This is a genomic window from Anoxynatronum buryatiense, from assembly GCF_900182905.1.
Taxonomy (GTDB): Bacteria; Bacillota; Clostridia; order Peptostreptococcales; family Tindalliaceae; genus Anoxynatronum; species Anoxynatronum buryatiense.
On the sequence record NZ_FXUF01000006.1, the window covers coordinates 183353 to 202017 of the forward strand.

An 18665-nucleotide genomic window follows, 5' to 3' on the forward strand; every position below is an offset into this window, starting at 1 on the left:
TGCAAGGGAGAGGCATCAATGACAGAAAAGATTCCCAACAGAAAAGAAAACGGGCACCGTCAATGGCGGCAGCTGCTGACCATACTGGAAGAACAAATGTACCGGTTTTACCGGAAACGGCGGGTGCTTCCCCTGCTCATTGCCCTGGGACTGGCGGCTTTGCTGCTGGTGAGCCTGGTGCTGCTGGCAGAGCGGGACGGGGTGCAGGGGCATCTTTTCATCAATGAAGTGATGGCCTCCAACGGATCAGTGCTGCGGGATGAAGACGGCGACTATTCCGACTGGATTGAACTCTATTACACCGGCAGACAACCTTTGGATCTCACCGGTTTTTACCTTTCCGACGATCCGCTGCATCTCATGAAATGGGAGTTTCCCCAAGGGGAGATTCAGCCCGGCGGTTATTTGCTTCTCTGGGCTTCCGGTAAAGATCAGGTGAGCCCTCTGGGGCAGTTGCACACCAACTTTCGCATCAGTGCGGCAGGTGAATCCCTCACCCTCACGGCTCCCGACGGGGTGCAGATCATTGACCAGGCACCGGCAGCTGCCATGCCCCGGGATGTCTCCTGGGGGCGTCAAACCGACGGCGGAAAAGACTGGCAGCTTTTTCAGGAAAGCACCCCCGGCAGCAGCAACGAGGCGGGGGTTCCCTACATGACCACTCTGCCGCCGCCCCTGTTTTCCCATGAGGGCGGGTTTTATGAAACCGCCTTTCAGCTGAGCCTCAGCCCTCCCCAGGCAGGGGTAAAGCTGTATTACACCCTGGACGGATCAGAACCGGACCCGGAAAAGACAGCAGGCAGCACCTTTCAGGTGCGGCAGGCATATCCCGGCGGGGAAACCCTCACGCTGGTCACCCGAACCCATCAATACACCGATGAGACCATCCACATCAGAAACATCAGCGAAAATACCAGTCAAAATACCAGCGAAGAAACCGGCGAAATAACCGGCGAAGTTACCAGCCGGCGAGCCAGTGAAATCATGAGGGAGTTGCCCGCTGATTCACCGGAAGCAGCTTCCGGCGGGGAAGAGCTGCCGGCCGAGGGAGTCTATCTGGCAGGCATCAATACCCAGTTTATTCCCCAGCCCCGGCCGGTGCTGGAAGAACACTTCACCGGGCAGGTGGTACGGGCCGTGGCGGTCACTGAAGATGGCCGGCGCAGCCCCGTGGTCACCCATACTTACTGGGTAGACCCTGCCGGGTGGGAACGCTACTCTTTGCCGGTGGTGTCTGTGGTCACAGACCCGGCCCACCTTTTTGATGTGAGTACGGGAGTCTACGTGGCCGGCAGCCATTACGAGACCTGGCAGGAAGCCCGCCCGGAGGCGGTTCCCGACGGTGATACCCCCGCCAATTACTCCCAGCGGGGCCATGACTGGGAAAAGCCGGCCCACGTGGCCTTCTATGAAACCGACGGTGCTCTGGGTTTCGCCCAGGACATGGGCATCCGCATTCATGGGGGCTGGGGGCGCAGTTACCCCCAAAAGCCCCTGCGGTTGTACCCCCGGCACGACTATCATGAAAACAACCGGATCGTTTATCCCGTGTTTCCCGGCCTCACGGCCCAGGGGGATGCCAACCGGTTCATCACCGACTTCAATCGGCTGCTGCTGCGCAACGCAGGCAACGACTTTTACCGCACCTACCTGCGGGACCCCTACATGCAGCGGCTGGTGGCACACCTGAATCTGGACACCCAGGCCTACCGGCCGGTGGTTCACTTTGTCAATGGGGAATACTGGGGTATCATCAACCTCCGGGAACGCTTTGATGCCAATTACATCGAAAGTCATTACGGTGTGGCGGAAGAGGATGTGGTGATGCTGGGCGACGGCGCCCAGGTGGATGAAGGCCGGGCCGGTGACCGGGTAGCCTTTCTGGCCCTGCGCCAGTTCATCCGCAGTGAAGACATGACCCGTGAAGCCAACATGGCCCATGTGGAAGCGCGCATGGACCTTAATAATTTCATGGACTATTATATCAGCCAGATTTTCTTTCGAAATACCGACTGGCCTTTACATAATGTGCGGATCTGGCGGAAACGCACCGAACCAATGGGTACCAGTGATGGTGAAGTCAATGAAGCCAATGAAGCCAATGAAGCCAATCAGGTTGATGGAGCCGATCAGAGTCGCCTTCCAGTTGGTCACGATGGGCGGTGGCGGTGGATGCTTTACGATACCGACCACGGCTTTGGGTTTGCCGGCGGGCTGGAAGCCTACACTCACAATACCCTGGCCTATGCCATGGGGCTGGAGGGCCATGAAGAATGGAGCAACCCGGAGTGGAGCACTGTCATGTTTCGAAAACTGCTGGAAAATGAAGCTTTCCGCCATGCGTTCATCACCACCTTTGCCCACCATCTGAACACCACCTTTCACCCCCGCCGAACTCTGGAACTACTGGAGGAAATGCAGGCGGTGATCATGCCTGAAATGGCAGAACACCGCCTGCGCTGGGGCTATGGCGGTGTGGGCTACAATGTGATGGAAACCTTCGCCCGCCAGCGCCCCAACTATGTGCGCCAGCATCTGGTGGAAACCTTTGAGCTGCCGGGAATGACCCGGCTGACAGTGGTGCTTCCGGAGGAAGGGCATATCACCATTGGCGGCCATCCCATCACCCCCGAAACGCCGGGAGTGATGGCCGGAACCATGGGCAGCCCTGCAGTTAACGCAAGTATTGCCAGCAGTGACGGGACAGCTGAAAAAGGTGCCCTTATCTGGCAGGGCACCTACTTTCAGGGTGTTCCCCTGGAGCTGGCGGTGGTGTGGGGTGATGGTCGCTCCATAAAAGAATGGTACGCCTTTGAAGATGTGAAAGCATTGGAGGCTTTTGTCAGCGGAGAAGCAGGTGGCATCCACCAGGGGATTCCGGCAGTCCGTTTGCCTGAAGCCGGAGGGGAAGTGACGGCGACGCCTGGTGAGTACCCGGAAGCAACCCTGACCCTGGTGCCGGGGAACCGGCCCCTTTATCTGGCCCCGGTCTTTCAGGGTGCCGGTGAATGATTGAGAAGTTGGGGCAGGTCTATTAGATGCAGGTGTGGGGTGTTCTGTGACATGCGGATCAGGTCTTCAGAAAAGCCGTTTTTTGAAAAAAGGTAGTAGCAAACATTTTCGGGACTGACAGCTTTTCCAGCAGTAGCGGAACTTCCTTTCTGCTGCAACTGGAGAAAATTGGACAATGTCATCGGTTGATTACGATACTTACATTCCCCCAACAGCCAGCGTTGTCGATCCAGGTCAAAGGCCAGCAAATCAATTTCCTGATCTTTGTGCCACCAGCGACCTGCCCGTACAAAGGTGAATGGCAATCGGTTACTTTTATTTAAGTGGCGCAGATAGGACAGGCAGGCTTTCTCGAAACTTTTTGAAACAAAGTCATTGAGAGAGGGTGCAACAACTTGTTGGTAAATCTGATGGCCGCTGCCAGCTTCCAGCTCAGAAAAGTAAGGGAAAACAAAGGCGTACCAGAAGCGAAAGTAATGATCCGACAATTGGTACAGGCCGCGTTGAACGTTGGCCTGGTCCTTTGGGCTGGAGACGGTGGGAAATTCCCGGTAGATGATGTGCAAGTCCAACAGATTCTTTAAATAGACAGAGAGTTTGCTCTTGTCGATTTGGGTTTTTTGATGGATGCCATTCAGTCCGGTATTGCCAAGGGCAATGGCCTCAATGATGGTGTTGTAAACGGTCGTTTCCCGCAGCTCCTGGCGAAGGAGAAACTCAATCTCACTGTAGAGAATACTTCCCCGGGTGAAAATATGTTTGAGAATGTTTTCCTCCAGGGTCAATCTGTCATCAAACTGTTTCAGATAATGGGGAATACCTCCCAGGATTCCATAGGCGGTCACCTGGGATTCAGGAGAAAAATGGGGAAAAAATTGAATGGCCTCGTAAAAGTCCAACTCTTTCATTTTTAAGATCCCTGTGGCCCGTCCATAAAGGGGATTTTTTTCAGCCAGGATTTCTTTTTCAATAAATGCCATGGCGCTTCCACAGAGAACAATCATGACATTTTCCTCTTTCAGCTGCTGGTCCCACAGCTTCTGAAGTGTGGAGGGAATCCCATGATTGTTTTTTACCATGTAAGGAAACTCATCAATGATAAGAAGTTTTTTTTCTGTGCCGGGCAGTTGGGTGATGGCAGAAAAAGCCTGTTCCCAGTCGGCGAAGGTATCGACATAAGCCGCCGCCGGGTGCTGCTGGGTGAGAATGCGGGAGCTAAAGGCTCTCAGCTGTTGCAAATCAGTGTATTCCGTACAGGTATAGAAGCTGTGGGGTTTCTCCTTGCAAAAGGCATGAAGGGTTTCGGTTTTGCCGATACGACGTCTTCCATAAAGCACCACCAGTTCCGCTTTTTGGCTGGCGTAAGCAGCTTCTAAGAAGTCGAGTTCTTCTTTTCTTCCGATAAACATGTCCGCACCTCCCGATCTCTTCTCTTAAAGTATCACAAACTATCTTTCTTATCCAAATTGCCGGTGGCAAACCCTGCATACCAAATGCATTTTATGAGAACCCCAATCACTAGAATTACGATTATTAGAATTGCGATTATTATAATTATGATTCTAAAACTTGTAATTTTATTATAACGCAGCCCGCAGAAACCTGTCAACTGTCTGTAAATGCAAGAATAAACTACCTGCAACAGTTTTTCGGTGAACAGGTGACAGGGTTTTGCAGTGAACAGGTAATAGGTAATAGTGAATAAAAAGCTTGAAACCATTGCGAAAGCGCTATCCATCGTTTTTTTGCGCATGCTATTTCCTTAGCCACAAAAAAATGCCGCTATCAGCGGCATGTCGGACAATAGATAAATTGGGATGAAGTCAGAAAATCTGGCGAAAGGCAGCGGGAATCTACTGGCGAAAAACTGGTCGCAGTGTCAGGGGCTGAGAAGAGTCCCGGGGGGTCAGGGTGATAGCGGAGTCGTTGAGGCTGCCGGTGGTGAGCTCAGTGCCGGGAGGCAGCCCACCGCTGATTTCCCAGTGGCTGAACTGCCAGCCAGCTGCCGGGGTGGCGGTGAGGGGCAGCGGAACTTCGGCAAACCACTCTCCCCGGAAGACGCCGTCCGCATCCTGGTAAGTCACCAGCTCAGCGGCGGTGAGGGTATTCAGGGTGACTTCCCCCTGATGGGCCGGGGGGAGTTCCAGTGCCAGCGACAGACTGCCCGGCAGGCCAAAATAGGCGGCGGTATGCTGTCGCAGGTAATCCGGCCGCAGGGCGGCGTAGTCATGAATCACCTGAATTTCCCGGTGCCAGGTTTCCATGTCGCTGTACTGGGGCCACCGGCGGATATTTCGGGGCATTTCCTCTTTCAGCTGCCGGGTGAAAAAGTCGGCTTCTGACTGCACATGAGCGGTGCGAAAGACAGTGTTCATCAGGTCGGCCAGACGGCCGGCGAAGCCGACTCGAAAAGCCTCACTGCGGGAAAGCTTCTTAAACAGATCCGATTCTTCCGCCAGCCAGCTGACGGTGTCGTGGGTTTCGTAGCCGTAGCCCAGAAAATCGAAGGCGTAGTCCAGGTCAAAGAGAATCCAGCGCCACCGGCCGTCGTGGCCATAGGGGGCATTGGGCTGGTAAGCGGTGGTGCGCTTTCGCCACACCCGCATGTTGTTGGAAATCCAGTCGGTATTGGCGGCATAAAGCTGGGTGGTGAGGTAATCGTACCAGTGATCCATATCCATGAGGGTTTCCGCCAGTTGAAAGCGCTCCTCTTCACTGAGAGCAAAGCCGGTGATGCGGCTCAGATGCTGTTGGAACTCTTCGATATCCACCGCTGTTCCCACTTCTGCCTCCCAGTCCCGTTCATTGATGAGTACCAGGTCTTCAGCGGCGATGCCGTAGTGTTCCTCCAGGTAGTATTCATCCAGACGTTCCCGCAGGTGATGGATCCCCCAGTATTCTCCGTTGAGATACACCACTGCAGGGCGCACGGCCTGGTTGTCCACCCGCAGGGGGTTCACCAGATGATGAATCAGCGCATCCCGGAACAGGGTATGGGACCAGTCGTTGCCGGAGTTGCGGAGTAACAGGCGTTTGTAACGGGTCATGGCGGTGCCGTCGCCGGTGCGGGGGTGGGACGGAAATACCGGGTATTCAAACCAGCTGGCGGTGTCGTAGCTGGCCCGGGCGTAAAGGCGCAGGGTTTTCTGGGCCCAGGCCCGGGTGAAACCGCCGTGAATGCGCAGCCCCACCTGTTGGGTGAAGGCAAGGGTGCCGTCGGGTTCCAGCAGGGTGACATGGGCCGGACGCTCCCAGTCGCGTCCCCTTTCCAAATAGTTGGCGGGGGAATTTCCCAGTACCCGGGCCTCCGGGTTTTCCTGCCGCCACTGGGTGAAAATGTCGCCGGGCACGTAAATGCCGGTTTCATCATCAAAAAAACCTGCCGGGTCGGTGATGAGCAGGATCACGGGCATGGCCGGATCACCGGCCACAGGCGAGGCCGCCGGGAGGGCATCGGCACCCATGAGAAAGGTGTGAGCGGTCACAGGACTGGTTTCCCCTTCCTCATTCACTGCCATGGCCCGTACCACCGGGTGACGCACCCATTCACCGGTGGGGGGTATCCACTGGTACCGGTCGTAGCCCCATTCCGGGTAAAGTTCGTCGGAGGTGGAGGGGATCTGCATCAGTTCCGGTGAATCATCCGCTTCCAGCACCAGAGGTTCCCGGTACACAGGTGATTCGGCGGTGGGAAGGCTGCCATCAAGGGTATAATGGATGACGGTGCCTGCCTGTGCCGAAAGGGTGAGGGTGACAGGGCCGGTGTACACCCCTGTGGTATGGGAAAACACGGGGGGCAGCAGGGTGTGGTTTTCGATGGTGTCTTCCGGCGGCAGTTCCGGCAAAAGAAAAACAGCGGCGGTAATCAGAATCATGGCCGCTGCCGCCAGTATGAACAGCATCATTCGATTTTTAGTGGAACCGGTGGATCTCATGAGTCATTCCTCATTCCGCTTTCCTTTGTTCACAGGGAGTGTATATTCTTTGCGATGTTTTCAGTTTTTAATCCACTATTGCCTATCCCTTATCAACTGCAAGCACCAGCTATTCACTGAAAAGCCGCCGTCAGCGGCTTTGTCCTCTTGGTTAGTCGTAGCTCTGTTCATCCAGCAGCAGGGCCACGTTCAGGTTACCGTTGCGCTCCCGGATCTCGTCAATCATTTCTTTCTCGCTGATGCCCCGCTTCACCCGCACGCTGTACACCACTTCAAACATGGTGCCCAGGCTGACGGTGCGCACACTGAGAAAGCTGTGCTGATCGGTGTATTTGTTGAGCACATCATCATAAAGGCCTTCGTAGTTCAGGTTTTCAGGCAAGGTGATTTTCAGCAGCTTCAGTTTGTCTTCATTGCGGCCGTAATCGGTGGTTTCCAACAGCACCACAATGAGGGACAAGAGCACCGACAGAATAATGGCGGCGGTAAAAAGACCGGCACCGCAGGCCAGGCCCACGCCCATGGAGAAAAACACATAGGCCACATCCCGGGGGTCCCGGATGGCGCTTCGAAAGCGGATGATGGAGAGGGCACCCGCCAGGCTGAAGGCCCGGGCAATGTTGCTGCCGATGACAATGATAATGACAGAGATGGTCACGCCCACAATCACCAGGGTGTGAACAAAGCTCTGGGAATAAAAACGCCCCCGGTGGGTGCGAATGTAACTGTAGGTAATCAATAATTGCAGGGCAAAACAGATGAGCACGGTGAAGATCACTTCAACCGCCGTGGCCCTGGCTCCCACTTCATGGAGCCGAAAGAGTTCTTCCAATGCGTTCATTTAAGCATGCCTCCTGTCAGATTCTACCGCGGTGTCGTTGACCTCCGGCGGGCTGTAGCTGGTGGAATATTTGGAGAAAGCCTGCTTGCGGCAGGACAGCCGGGAGAGGGTGCCGGCCAGCCACAGGGGTATGGTGCCGCTGGATTTCACTTCCAGCACCACCCGTCCTGTGGGCAGGTAAAGGTCATCATGGGCAGGGTCGCAGCCCAGGTGTGGTTCCAGCAGGGTGGTGCGCCTGGTGAGCTGGCGGTCCATGGTGACCCGCAGGTCTTCATCAAAAATGCCCACATGGGCCTGGCGTATGTAAGCAATCACCACCCGGGGCTCCAGGCGGTAGTGCTGTCGCAGAAAGCCGATTTCCCGCAGCACGTGGGCTTCCAGGGGAAAGGCCTCACAGAGATCCTGAAGGGTGATGCGATCTGCCAGCCAGTCATAGACACTTTTCAGGGTGAGCCTGGCCCGGCGTTTGCTTACGAATCCCTTGAACTTCTTCTTGATTTCAAAAAAACAGGGGTCCATCAGGGTGGGCTGGTTGTAGACCCGCAGCCGCAGCTTCTGGCGAAACTGTTCGGCCCGCAGGTACTCATCATGAAACAGGTTTTCCCGGGTATCAAAATAAAGACTGCTGATCCGGTAGTGGGCCGTCTCATTGGTATGGCGGTCCCGTTTCATGTGAGGCTCAATGGCTTCCAGCATCTGAGTTGCCGTCTCTTCAGAAATCACATATTTAAATTCATGGCGGTTAAAAAAGCGCTCGTTCATGAATAAGCCCCTTTCCGTCCCCGGGGTCACGGGGGGCGGCTCTTTTGCATCACCCCTATTATAAGGCAATTGGGGCAGTGGGGCAAGGAAAATCCGGCAGGCAAGCAAAGGAGATCTCCAGGGTTGACGCTGCCTTCGGGCTGTGAGATTATGAGCGAGAGAACATCAGTGTGAATCAGTGTGAATCAGTGCTAACCAGTGTGAATCAGTCAGACAGGCCTGACGGTGATCCAGATCATGGAGTGAAGGCAGGTCAGCCAGGGAAGGGAACTGAGACGTGATGAAATACATGAATCCGGTGGTGCCGGCCACCTTTATAAAACGCCCCAACCGGTTTGTGGCCCATGTACGATTGGATGGAGATTTAGAAGGAAAAGAAGAAGTGGTACACGTGAAAAACACCGGTCGATGCCGGGAGCTGCTGCTGCCGGGAACCCGGGTGTACCTGGAGGACTGCCGCAGTCACCCGGGGCGAAAAACCCGGTATTCCCTGATTGCCGTGGAGAAAGCCAGTGTTGCTGCGAAGAAAGCAAATATTTTCGAAGTGGGAGAAAATGTTTCCGCGAAGAATGAAAGTGTTTCTGAAGAGAAAGAAACCATGCTGGTGAACATGGATTCCCAGGCTCCCAACGCAGTGGTGGCCGAAGGAATACTGGCGGGAAGACTGCCTCTCATGGCGGCGGTGACCAACCTGCGCCGGGAAGTGACCTTCGGCAACTCCCGGTTTGACATGCGGGTGGAGGGGATCAACGAACAAGGGGAAGTCACGACGGCTTATGTGGAAGTGAAGGGAGTGACCCTGGAACATGGCGGCATCTCCGCTTTTCCCGATGCTCCCACCACCCGGGGGCGCCGCCACCTGCTGGAGCTGGCAGAAGCAGTGGCCCAGGGAAATCAGGGTGTGGTGGTGTTCCTCATGCAGATGCGCGGCCCTCGTCTCTTTGTGCCTCACTGGGAGCGGGACCCAGCCTTTTCAGAAGTGCTGGTGCAGGTGCAGCAGGCCGGGGTGCGGGTGCTGGCCTTTGATTCCCTGGTGACCCCCGATACCATGGAGCTGGGTGAGCCCCTGCCCATTCAACTGAATCAACGCACTTTTGTGCAGGCATAGGAAATAGTATGGGCAAAAAAGCTGTGGACAACGCTTTGGCAATGGCTTAAGCTTTGTATTCACTATTCCCTGCTAACTATTCCCTGCTAACGATTCACTGCTAACGATTCACTGAAAAACCAACACCAGGCGGTTTGGCACAGGAATCATTTAAGAAGCTCAGGAAAGAATTGATTAATCATTCAGAAAATGTTAAGATAGACCCAGATGAAGGGTTGTCAGATGTCCGACAAATTCGGACAAGTTGAGACAGCCTTAGACAAGATCAGTCAAATTCAAGGAGGTTATGGGATGAAAGCAATGGCAGTGACAAAAGAACCAAACAGCAAGGGTCGATGGAAGCAGCGGTGGGCATGTGTGTTACTGACGGTGTGCCTGCTCTTCTCGGCGGCCATGCCGGCCATGGCACAGCCCCTGCCGGTGGAAGCACCGGTGACAGCGGTATTGTCCACTGAAGCAGTGGCGAATGTCTCGCAGCAGGTGACAGCGTATCAACGGTTTATGGATTACCAGTATGGTATCAAATTGTCAACACCAATGACCCCCCAAACCTTTGCCGGATTGTTGAACCGTGTGTCCCGGCAGGAGACAGCTCCGGCTTCAGCTGATGCTGAGCTGCTGACAGTTCTTGACGCCGTGGAAATGGCAGTGGCCGCCGCCAACCAGAAGCAATTGGCCGGCACCTATCCTGAAGCCAAGGTATGGGCCAGTCTGGCAGCCGCTGGAATCGCCGATGAACTGGCAGACATGCCGGTGGATCATTCACTGGCAGCCCTGGCAGTGGCCCTTGACCTTCAAATGATTCCTGCTGACCTGATCGCCGGTCTGAACCTGGCAGAAGATCAGGCCCCCGGCAATGTCACCACCCTGCTGGCGGGAAAAGTGCTGGAAATGAACGGCGGATATAAAAATTACCTGGGGCAGATCAGCGACCCGGCCATTTACGGAAAAATCTATAATGCCTGGGAAGCCCAGACACTTATTGACGCCAATGAACTGCGGGAACTGATCAATCAGGTGCTGGAAGCCGACGTGATCACAGGTTACAACGTGAAAGACCTGCAGTATGATCCCCGGTTTGACCCTGAACTCACCATCACCTACGGGCATTCCAATATTGTTCATGCCCTTCAGCTCATTGGGCTCCTTCGCAGTGAAGGGATCAATGCCCGGGTACAGCTGGAACCCAAATCATCTGCCTACATCTACATGAAAGAATGGGGCGAGCCCCAGGAAAGCCCCGGTTATCAGGTGGCCATGATTGAGAACGGCAACTACATCGCCTACGCCAAAGAGTACGACATTAGCTTTGAATTTTATACCAAGCAGGAAAAAGAGCAGTTTCAGGAGATTATTTTTGCCTATGCCAAGCGCAATCAGGAAGACATGACCGGCCTTATTGCCGGTTCATGGTGGCAGCCCCTGTATTATTCCCTGACTCCCATGAATGACTATGTGGTGATCACCAACAACTACATTCAGGCAGAGGGAAAACTGGCCCAGAGCTTCTCTTTGCAGGAAGATTCTGAAGCGGTTGTGACAGCGATTCAGGAACTGGGAGCCGGCATGGATGTAGTGACTTATGATTTTTGGGTGGATGAACCCTTCCATAACTATCTCACAGGCGGGTACCAGTAACAGGAAGGAAGACAGTTGACATGCGTATGCAAAAAGAACGGGAAATGATTGTGGCCTATGGCAAAAAGCTGGTGACAGCAGGCCTGACCAAAGGAACCGGCGGCAATATCAGTGTGTTTTGCCGGGAAGAGGGCCTGATGGCCATCAGCCCCAGCGGCATTGATTATTTTGAAACCACCCCGGAAGACGTGGTGGTGATGAACCTCCAGGGAGAAGTGGTGGAGGGAGACCGGAAGCCCTCCAGCGAAGTGGATTTGCACCGTGTTTTTTACCAGCAACGGGACGATATTGATGCCATTATCCATGCCCACACCATGTATGCCACCACCATCGCCTGCCTGGGATGGGACCTGCCGCCGGTACACTACATGATTGCCGTTGCGGGAAAAGACGTGCGCTGCGCCCCCTATGCCACCTTTGGCACCAAAGAACTGGCAGCGAATGCCTTTGAAGCCATGAAAGACCGGCGGGCAGTCTTGCTGGCCAATCATGGCCTGCTGGCAGGGGCCGGTGATCTGCTGAACGCCTTTAACATTGTGGAAGAAATTGAGTATTGTGCAGAAATCTACTACCGCACCAAGGGCATTGGCGAACCCGTGATTCTGCCAGAGGAAGAAATGACCCTGATGCTGGAGAAGTTCAAGACCTACGGGCAACGGAAATAAGCATTACTGCAAAAGGAAGCATCATTGCAGCTGAAAGGCAACAAATGAGCGAAAGCGCAGTTACATGTCAGTAATAAGTAGTGAGAACACCAATGCAAAAAGCACCAAAACATAAGAGGCCGCCGGCATCCCAGCACATGGGAAGCCGACGGCCTTGCGTTTGGAGGCAAAAGATTTCGGCAGATGAAAAGAAAAACCAATTACGGCGGCTGCCCATGGCATTGCCGTGGCCAACCCGGAACCAAACAGTTTTCAGGTGTGTCGGATGTGTCACGTCTCCAGGCTAACAACTGTGTTTTCCACATCGGTTCCGATCACCTTTTCCGCAAAGACTGCCACCAGATGAGGGTCAAACTGGGTCCCGGCACAGCGGTACAATTCTTTTACTGCAGCTTCTGGTGTCAGCGTCCTGCGATAGCTCCGCTCACTAATCATGGCATCATAGGCATCTGTGATGGCGATGATCCGGGCCTGCATGGGAATGGACTCGCCCACCAGACCACGGGGGTAGCCGGTGCCATCCCACCGCTCATGGTGACACAACACGTATTCTGCCATGTCTGCCATGTCATTGACCGAGCTGAGGATACGGTACCCAATCTCCGGATGGCGCTTGATCTCTTCGAACTCTATTTCTGTCAGCCGGCCAGGTTTGTTGAGGATTTCTTCATTGATGGATATTTTGCCAATGTCATGGAGTAATCCCATGGTTCGAATCTGTTCCACATCCCGCTGCGAAAAGCCCAGTACTTGAGCCAGTGCCATGGAAAGCTGGGACACCCGCTTAGAGTGGGCTTCTTCCCGTTCATTCTTTTCGTGGAGGGTTCTGATGATGGCGTTAATGGTTTTGCTGCGCATGCTGGGGCCTTCAAACAATTTTTTTTGATACATGTAGTCTTCTGCCCGGTTGAAGACTTCCTGCATGTCTTCATTCAGATCGGTTTTGACTTCCCAGCCAAAGGAAATGGACAGTTCCACCGACCCGATTGTCTCTGTAGCCGCCAGCTTCTGGATGCGATCCACCATCCCTTCAGCCTGTTCCCCTGTCATACCCGGAATTAGCAACACAAACTCATCACCGCCGATGCGGGCAATGATTTCGTCGGGTCTGCAGCCACGGGTCAGCACTTCTGCCAACTTCTGAAGCAGTTCATCTCCCTTTGCATGACCAAAAGAGTCATTAATCAGTTTCAACCCATTCACATCTGCCATAATGAGACACAGTGGAAGATTACGCTCCGTGTCCAGGCGTTTCAGTTCTTCTTCAAAGAACCGGCGGTTGTATAAGCCTGTGAGCTGATCGCGGTAGCTCAGATACTCAATTTCTTCCTGGTAGCGTTTCTCCCTGGTGATGTCTCGAGTAATGCCAATCACAGTCGTCGATTCCAGGGGAACAAGACGCATTTCATAAATGCGGCGTTCCCCCCTGAGTGACAGCTCATATTCAAATCGTTCCAGTTCTCCGCTTTCCAGTGATTTTCGGATAGAAGCCAGACCTGCTTCCGCCAGTTCCCGGGGGAGCACGTCCTCTAAAAACTTGCCGACAAGTGACTGTGTGGGCATTTGCAAATGGGCGTGATCGCTGGCCTGACAATCAATGAACTGGCCTTTTGGATTAAAGGTAAAAATAATATCTGGCAATGCCTGGACAATGGCCTTGTTTTTTTGCTCGCTCTCTGCCAGCCGCCGCTCACTTTCCCTGATCCGATCCAACTGTTCCCGCAGCTCTTGCTCCATGGCAGTCAGCTCTTCCATGGAAGCTTCCATCTCCATGTTGAGTGACTGCAGCTCCAGCTGTTTAAGTTGCAGTTCTTCATTGGCACCCCGCAGGGCCCGGGTTCGTTTATGGACCAGAAACCGCAGAAAAAGGGACATCCCCAACAGCACAACAACCATGCCGCCTGCCACCATCAGGAAGCGATGATAGCGCGCCAGGTTCTGGCGAAAATCACGCTCTTCATACACCCCCAGCCATTCATCATAAATGGCCTGGTACTCACCGGTGGCCTGAACGATTTTAAGGCCTCCGTTCAGAAGTAAGAGTAAGTCTTCATTGTCCCGACGCACCGCCATGGAATAGTCATTGGGGATCAGTTGCAAGCCTTGGGAACGAAGCTCTGAAAACCCCTGTTCTTCCATGGCATAGATGCCTGGCAGCTTCATCAGCCCTGCATAGTCGTAGGTACCGTCCGCCACCAAAGACAGGGCTTCATTGACGGTAAAGACTTCTATTAACTGGATCTCCAGCTCCGCCCCTGCCAGGTACTCTGCCACGATATCTCCCTTTTGCACCACCACTGTCTGTCCCCGCAGGTCTTCCAGTGAATCCAGCATCGTGGCCGACTGGGTGAAAATATCACCACTGGTCACGCTGTGACGGGTGGTATAGGCGTAAGTCTGGGCGCGTTCTTCTGAGTAGAACATACCGGATATGGCATCGATTTCTCCCGCTTCCAGGGCCTCCCGGGTACGCGACCATTCATCTAACCGAATTTCCACCGTCAACCCCATGGCTTCACCCACCGCTTTGGCCAAGGCAATATTAAAACCCTGTGGATTACCGTCAGCATCCACATAGCTGTAGGGTGGATAGTTGATATCGTCCCCCACCACAATTCGGTTGGAGTTGTTGTTGAGCTTTATATTTCCAGGCATGGCTGTTACACCGTATCCGCTCAGGAATACCGCGATCAGCATACTCACAACAACCAATCCTACCCAATGTCTGCCTCTGGTCATGTTCCACACTCCAGTTAAGAATTCTCATGCTGTACTCTTTCCGTGTCGACGGGTCTTTTTTGCTGTTAACTATATTTACCCACCACTCTTACTCCCGCACCATTTTTCGTACTTCTCTCCTTCAGCCATCATTCTTTTTTCCATCATAAAACAAAGAGCCGACTGGAATCACCTTAACAAAGGGGGCGCATGTTATTATGTGAAATGCTGATGTTATCACAGTGCTGAAAAAACCGCCTGCGGAGGTGATGCAGTTGATAGTTGGTAAGGAAGTGAATTGCATATTTCGTTTTCGTGACGTATCTGTTAAGCCCAATCTTGCTTGGTCCTGCGCTCAGACACGTTGTAGCGGCGCCAACCGCCCAAGGGTTCTGTGAAGAGGAAAATGCTGCAAGTTCCTTTTCGGATATATTCGTTATCTTCTTTCCGGATACTCTTTGGTTTCGCCGGAATTGGTTTTCTATCTTCATCCAAGAGCTGACATGGCTTTTCATCCATGAAAACAACTGGAATATCAGGATCGAAGGGACGGGAATATACCTCTAAAACATCCTCCATATTAGCCACAAAGGCTGCATTTTGATTCGGTGGTATGCACCAACATTTTTTCAAATGAGGCTTAAATTCGTTTTTTTTAAGATCCGACCCACAGACATATGAGAAATGGATGAGATAATCTCCAACTTGATTGTTTCATCTGCAACCATGCGCAATGTCCAGCGTTCATACCCGGAAGGCGGATCGCTGCAGCAAAGCGCAATTATCCTGGCCTCCACATCACCTGTAAGCTTCGGCTCAACAGGGGGCACCTTTCTTTTCTTGCGACCCAGTGCCGCTTCCAGTCCTTCTGTTGCATAGGTTTTTCGTACTGTTTGAACAGTTTGTCGGTGGACATGATATCGTTCAGCAATGACTGGAGCACTGATCTTATTGGGGTTATTAATGTCTGCAGCCAACAGAATATTGGCATGAAGGATTCGTTTTGATGAGGTCTTTCTTTTGTTGACAATGCTCATAAGTTTAACACGCTCATTTTCACTGAGATCTACAACATAAAGCACTTTAGGCATAGTCTCACCCCCCACCTCAAGGATACCAGACTATTGACGCATTGTATGGTTTTAAATGTTACGAGATACTGGGGCTGATCTGAAGCAAAAATCAGGATTGGAATCGAGATGTGACAAATTGCATTTTTAAGCTTGTAGGCCTATGCTTTATGCTGATCGTGTGGTATACTAACATAGCATGAAAATTTAATACACTGAGAAAAGCAAAACCACTGAAAGGTGGAGACGCAAAACCAAGGGCCTAAAGTAGCAATACAATGGCAGCCGGTTGCCGCAACGTTAAGATACACGCAAGTTCTCAATTTTGGTATTTTTCGTTATTTTGGCTTGTTCTCAATTAGAGAGCAAGCCTTTTATTTGTCCAATAACAATACGAGTTCAGGTCAGTGGCCTGTTAAGCATGGGATTATGAGGCGCGAAAGATTAATTGTTGAAGGAGTGATTGTCATAGATTATGTGAAGAGTATCATCAACGGGGTGGATAGGAGGTACCTGGTGAAGAATTATATCATCGCCATCGTACTAAGTTTTCTTGTGTTTTCCGGGGGCGTCGATGTGTTAACCATGTTATTTGTGATTGTGTCCGCTGCGTTATTCCCTTTTTCAGCACTGGTGTGGGATGAATTGATGAACTTGATGATGGGCGGAAATTTTATCATTTTACCTTTGCCCATTATGCTTGTCTGGAAACTGTTTAAACTGCTTCTTTTGTTCTTGTTCGCATTTATTATTGCACCTGTGGGCATTGCTTACATCGCCATACGAAACAAATACGCATAAACGGTGCTTTCAATAGGCACGCTTATTTGAACTCGTAGAAGTTTTTCCCAGCTCAACCGATGATTCACATATCTTTCCCCGAGGAGGATACGCGATGAGAGTCATTGAAAAATTTATATACCCCGGACTGCTTTTGCTGAACATACCCGCCTATTTCGAGTTTGCAGATGATCTTCACCGAATGGGCTTTTCCTTCTTACATCTGATTTGATCTCCGCCCTGTTCCCAGGGATTCCTTTTGTTGTCAGCATAAGCATCAGGGAACCAAAAAACAGGTCACTCAGTGTGAGACAATTTCTCTTTGTACTGGCGGCGGTGACCATGATCTTCCCGCTGCTTTATGTCATCGTCTCGATCTATGTGTTTCCACGGTGGTTTGCCATGCTGGTGACCTACATGCTGGTGCTTTTTGTCACCTATGGCATCGTGTTTGTGAAAGAGTTTCAAGCACAAAAGAAAGAGAAACCCATTAAGGACAGGTGTAAAGAATCAAAGATTGAAGAAATTGAAAACACCCTGTGTGATCAAGCTGTTTATCGTACACCGATTGCTTTGTTCAATCAAGATCGCCTGTCACTGTATGAAACCATGTTTAAATTGAAAGAAGATCCGTGTAATTGGTACACCAATGACGAGTTTTGCCAAAAAGCCATTCAGCTAACCAATGCCCTGGACGTTGCGAAGAAAATTGAGCACGAAAAATGCAACTTGCTGGGATCTCACTATTCATCAATGTGGCATTATCGGAAAAACACTGAGGAACTATTTTATGCCGCTCCAGATTCGCCCATCAAACGATGCCAACACATGCTGAAAGGCCATTTTGGAGAAGTAAAAGCACAGAAAGTGCTGGACAATCTGGCGATTGAATACATGGAAGGTTTTAACTTCCACGGGAAAGACTCGACGGAAAGTGTAGAAATCGACTTCTTGACCATTGTGAAAGGCACGCTTTATACCATTGAAGTCAAAGATTATTCCGCTGATGAAATCGCTATTGAGTCTTCTGGTCAATTGATGAAATGGATTAACGGAAGGTCTGAGCCTCTGGAAATCATGAACCAGGTTTCTCGGCACGGAAAATTTTTAAGATCTATCTTTGGAAACCAGATGCAGATTATCAGTATTATTGCGTTGTCCGACAAAAACACTCGAGTGATTGATAACTTCAACAGCGACACCCTGAAAGTTGTCTACGTGGATGCCCTGCCCTTTTTAATTGGTGCGGCACAAACTGAAGCTGACCTGGACCTACTTTCGCAACTACTAAAGTACAAAACTAAACCTAAGATGTTTCCCTTTTTTGATATCGATACGATGAGGAGTGAGCTGCACGATCAGCTTTTAGCAGAGAGACAAGAACTGGATCGTTTACTGGATCCTTCATATCAAAAGGGTCAATTATTGAAACTGGAGCATGCGATGCGTAAAATAGCAGAGATTGAGACGGGTTATGATGAAAGATATGGGAATGAACTCTTTTCGCCCAATGAGCGGCATGAAGTGGTTGGCAGACTGATGGAAAATTTTTTGACAGCTTACTTAAATCTATTGAACGAACTGATTGAGAACCCATATTGGGCAGAGTTGTATGACGAATGCTTTGAAAAAATTGGCATTTCTGGATGAAGGAAAAGCTGTAAGGAGCCATGAGAAAGTACAATAAACTGCTGTTAAAAAAAGCACCCCTGAATGAAGGGGTGCCCAGACTGCAGACAAAATGCTGGCATCCCAGAGTGGGAGCCAGCATTTTGCGTAAGAAAAGCACAAATCGTTTGAAAGAAGACGGGCCAGGGCCCGTCATCCCCTTGCGCCACTTCCAGGTGGCCAGCTTTTTCTGGTTTATGGCAGCCGCCACAAGCATCGCTTCAGTGGCTACCCGTTTCATGCCTCGAAGGGTTGTCCACCGCATGCCATGCTTTTCTTTCATGTCCGCAAAGACCCGTTCGATGGTTTCCTTGCGTCTTTCGTAGATGGTTTTGTTCTGGGTCGTGTGCCGCAGGTGTTCCGCTTCATCCAGTGATGTTAGAATGAAAATAGGACATGTTGAATTGAGACTTTCCGATGTCAAAGATATAATGAAATGACAAAGGAGACGATACAAATGGGATCAAG

Annotated in this window: 12 protein-coding genes, 1 pseudogene and 1 riboswitch; of the genes and pseudogenes, 6 read left to right on the forward strand and 7 right to left on the reverse strand. The window is 51.8% G+C overall.

The window, feature by feature from the left end:
- Positions 1-18: 18 nt before the first annotated feature.
- Positions 19-3012, forward strand: a complete 2994-nt coding sequence (locus QOL74_RS09925) for a CotH kinase family protein (protein WP_283409317.1) — start codon at positions 19-21, stop codon at positions 3010-3012.
- On the opposite strand, the gene QOL74_RS09930 is transcribed toward QOL74_RS09925, so the two are convergent.
- The 4 genes from QOL74_RS09930 to QOL74_RS09945 all read right to left on the reverse strand — a co-directional run bounded on the left by QOL74_RS09930 (position 2994) and on the right by QOL74_RS09945 (position 8550).
- Positions 2994-4421, reverse strand: coding sequence for an ATP-binding protein (locus tag QOL74_RS09930; RefSeq protein ID WP_283409318.1), 1428 nt, complete (start codon positions 4419-4421; stop codon positions 2994-2996). The genes QOL74_RS09925 and QOL74_RS09930 overlap by 19 nt on opposite strands.
- Positions 4422-4865: 444 nt before the next feature.
- Positions 4866-6947 carry a CotH kinase family protein gene (locus tag QOL74_RS09935; protein ID WP_283409319.1) on the reverse strand — a complete coding sequence of 694 codons (2082 nt, stop codon included), beginning with the start codon at positions 6945-6947 and terminating at the stop codon, positions 4866-4868.
- A 151-nt stretch (positions 6948-7098) separates the two neighbouring features.
- Entirely contained in the window at positions 7099-7788 is a 690-nt protein-coding gene (locus tag QOL74_RS09940) for a DUF4956 domain-containing protein (protein ID WP_283409320.1), read from the reverse strand.
- Entirely contained in the window at positions 7789-8550 is a 762-nt protein-coding gene (locus QOL74_RS09945) for a polyphosphate polymerase domain-containing protein (protein WP_283409321.1), read from the reverse strand.
- A gap of 280 nt (positions 8551-8830) precedes the next feature.
- On the opposite strand from QOL74_RS09945, the gene QOL74_RS09950 reads away from it, so the two are divergent.
- From QOL74_RS09950 to QOL74_RS09960, 3 genes are all read left to right on the forward strand, one after another.
- Positions 8831-9658: a DNA/RNA nuclease SfsA gene (locus QOL74_RS09950; RefSeq protein ID WP_283409331.1), complete on the forward strand. Its 828-nt coding sequence runs from the start codon at positions 8831-8833 to the stop codon at positions 9656-9658.
- A 291-nt stretch (positions 9659-9949) separates the two neighbouring features.
- On the forward strand, positions 9950-11296 hold the full coding sequence (locus QOL74_RS09955) for a hypothetical protein (protein ID WP_283409322.1): 1347 nt from the start codon (positions 9950-9952) through the stop codon (positions 11294-11296).
- A 20-nt stretch (positions 11297-11316) separates the two neighbouring features.
- The gene (locus QOL74_RS09960; protein ID WP_283409323.1) at positions 11317-11961 is read left to right on the forward strand and encodes an L-fuculose-phosphate aldolase; all 645 of its coding nucleotides are present in this window, start codon (positions 11317-11319) and stop codon (positions 11959-11961) included.
- A gap of 270 nt (positions 11962-12231) precedes the next feature.
- Here QOL74_RS09960 and QOL74_RS09965 read toward each other — a convergent pair whose 3' ends face one another.
- Both QOL74_RS09965 and QOL74_RS09970 read right to left on the reverse strand, forming a co-directional pair.
- A complete protein-coding gene (locus tag QOL74_RS09965) occupies positions 12232-14700 on the reverse strand; it encodes an HD domain-containing phosphohydrolase (RefSeq protein WP_283409324.1) in 2469 nt (822 codons plus the stop codon).
- Between the two features lie 608 nt (positions 14701-15308).
- Positions 15309-15770, reverse strand: a complete 462-nt coding sequence (locus QOL74_RS09970; protein ID WP_283409325.1) for a helix-turn-helix domain-containing protein — start codon at positions 15768-15770, stop codon at positions 15309-15311.
- Positions 15771-15962: 192 nt separating this feature from the next.
- A riboswitch (cyclic di-GMP riboswitch) is annotated at positions 15963-16046 on the forward strand.
- Positions 16047-16265: 219 nt separating this feature from the next.
- Here QOL74_RS09970 and QOL74_RS09975 point away from each other — a divergent pair.
- The gene (locus QOL74_RS09975; RefSeq protein ID WP_283409326.1) at positions 16266-16550 is read left to right on the forward strand and encodes a hypothetical protein; all 285 of its coding nucleotides are present in this window, start codon (positions 16266-16268) and stop codon (positions 16548-16550) included.
- A gap of 396 nt (positions 16551-16946) precedes the next feature.
- A complete protein-coding gene (locus tag QOL74_RS09980) occupies positions 16947-18179 on the forward strand; it encodes a nuclease-related domain-containing protein (protein ID WP_283409332.1) in 1233 nt (410 codons plus the stop codon).
- Positions 18180-18360: 181 nt separating this feature from the next.
- Here QOL74_RS09980 and QOL74_RS09985 read toward each other — a convergent pair.
- A pseudogene (locus QOL74_RS09985) lies at positions 18361-18570 on the reverse strand (transposase); the annotation flags it as partial.
- Between the last annotated feature and the right edge of the window lie 95 nt (positions 18571-18665).

Excerpts from the sequence above, each read along its gene's own strand:
- QOL74_RS09925 (WP_283409317.1), top strand. The coding sequence starts at position 19 with ATGACAGAAAAGATTCCCAACAGAAAAGAAAACGGGCACCGTCAATGG.
- QOL74_RS09930 (WP_283409318.1), bottom strand. The coding sequence starts at position 4,421 with ATGTTTATCGGAAGAAAAGAAGAACTCGACTTCTTAGAAGCTGCTTAC.
- QOL74_RS09935 (WP_283409319.1), bottom strand. The coding sequence starts at position 6,947 with ATGAGATCCACCGGTTCCACTAAAAATCGAATGATGCTGTTCATACTG.
- QOL74_RS09940 (WP_283409320.1), bottom strand. The coding sequence starts at position 7,788 with ATGAACGCATTGGAAGAACTCTTTCGGCTCCATGAAGTGGGAGCCAGG.
- QOL74_RS09945 (WP_283409321.1), bottom strand. The coding sequence starts at position 8,550 with ATGAACGAGCGCTTTTTTAACCGCCATGAATTTAAATATGTGATTTCT.
- QOL74_RS09950 (WP_283409331.1), top strand. The coding sequence starts at position 8,831 with ATGAAATACATGAATCCGGTGGTGCCGGCCACCTTTATAAAACGCCCC.
- QOL74_RS09955 (WP_283409322.1), top strand. The coding sequence starts at position 9,950 with ATGAAAGCAATGGCAGTGACAAAAGAACCAAACAGCAAGGGTCGATGG.
- QOL74_RS09960 (WP_283409323.1), top strand. The coding sequence starts at position 11,317 with ATGCGTATGCAAAAAGAACGGGAAATGATTGTGGCCTATGGCAAAAAG.
- QOL74_RS09965 (WP_283409324.1), bottom strand. The coding sequence starts at position 14,700 with ATGACCAGAGGCAGACATTGGGTAGGATTGGTTGTTGTGAGTATGCTG.
- QOL74_RS09970 (WP_283409325.1), bottom strand. The coding sequence starts at position 15,770 with ATGCCTAAAGTGCTTTATGTTGTAGATCTCAGTGAAAATGAGCGTGTT.
- QOL74_RS09980 (WP_283409332.1), top strand. The coding sequence starts at position 16,947 with ATGCTGGTGCTTTTTGTCACCTATGGCATCGTGTTTGTGAAAGAGTTT.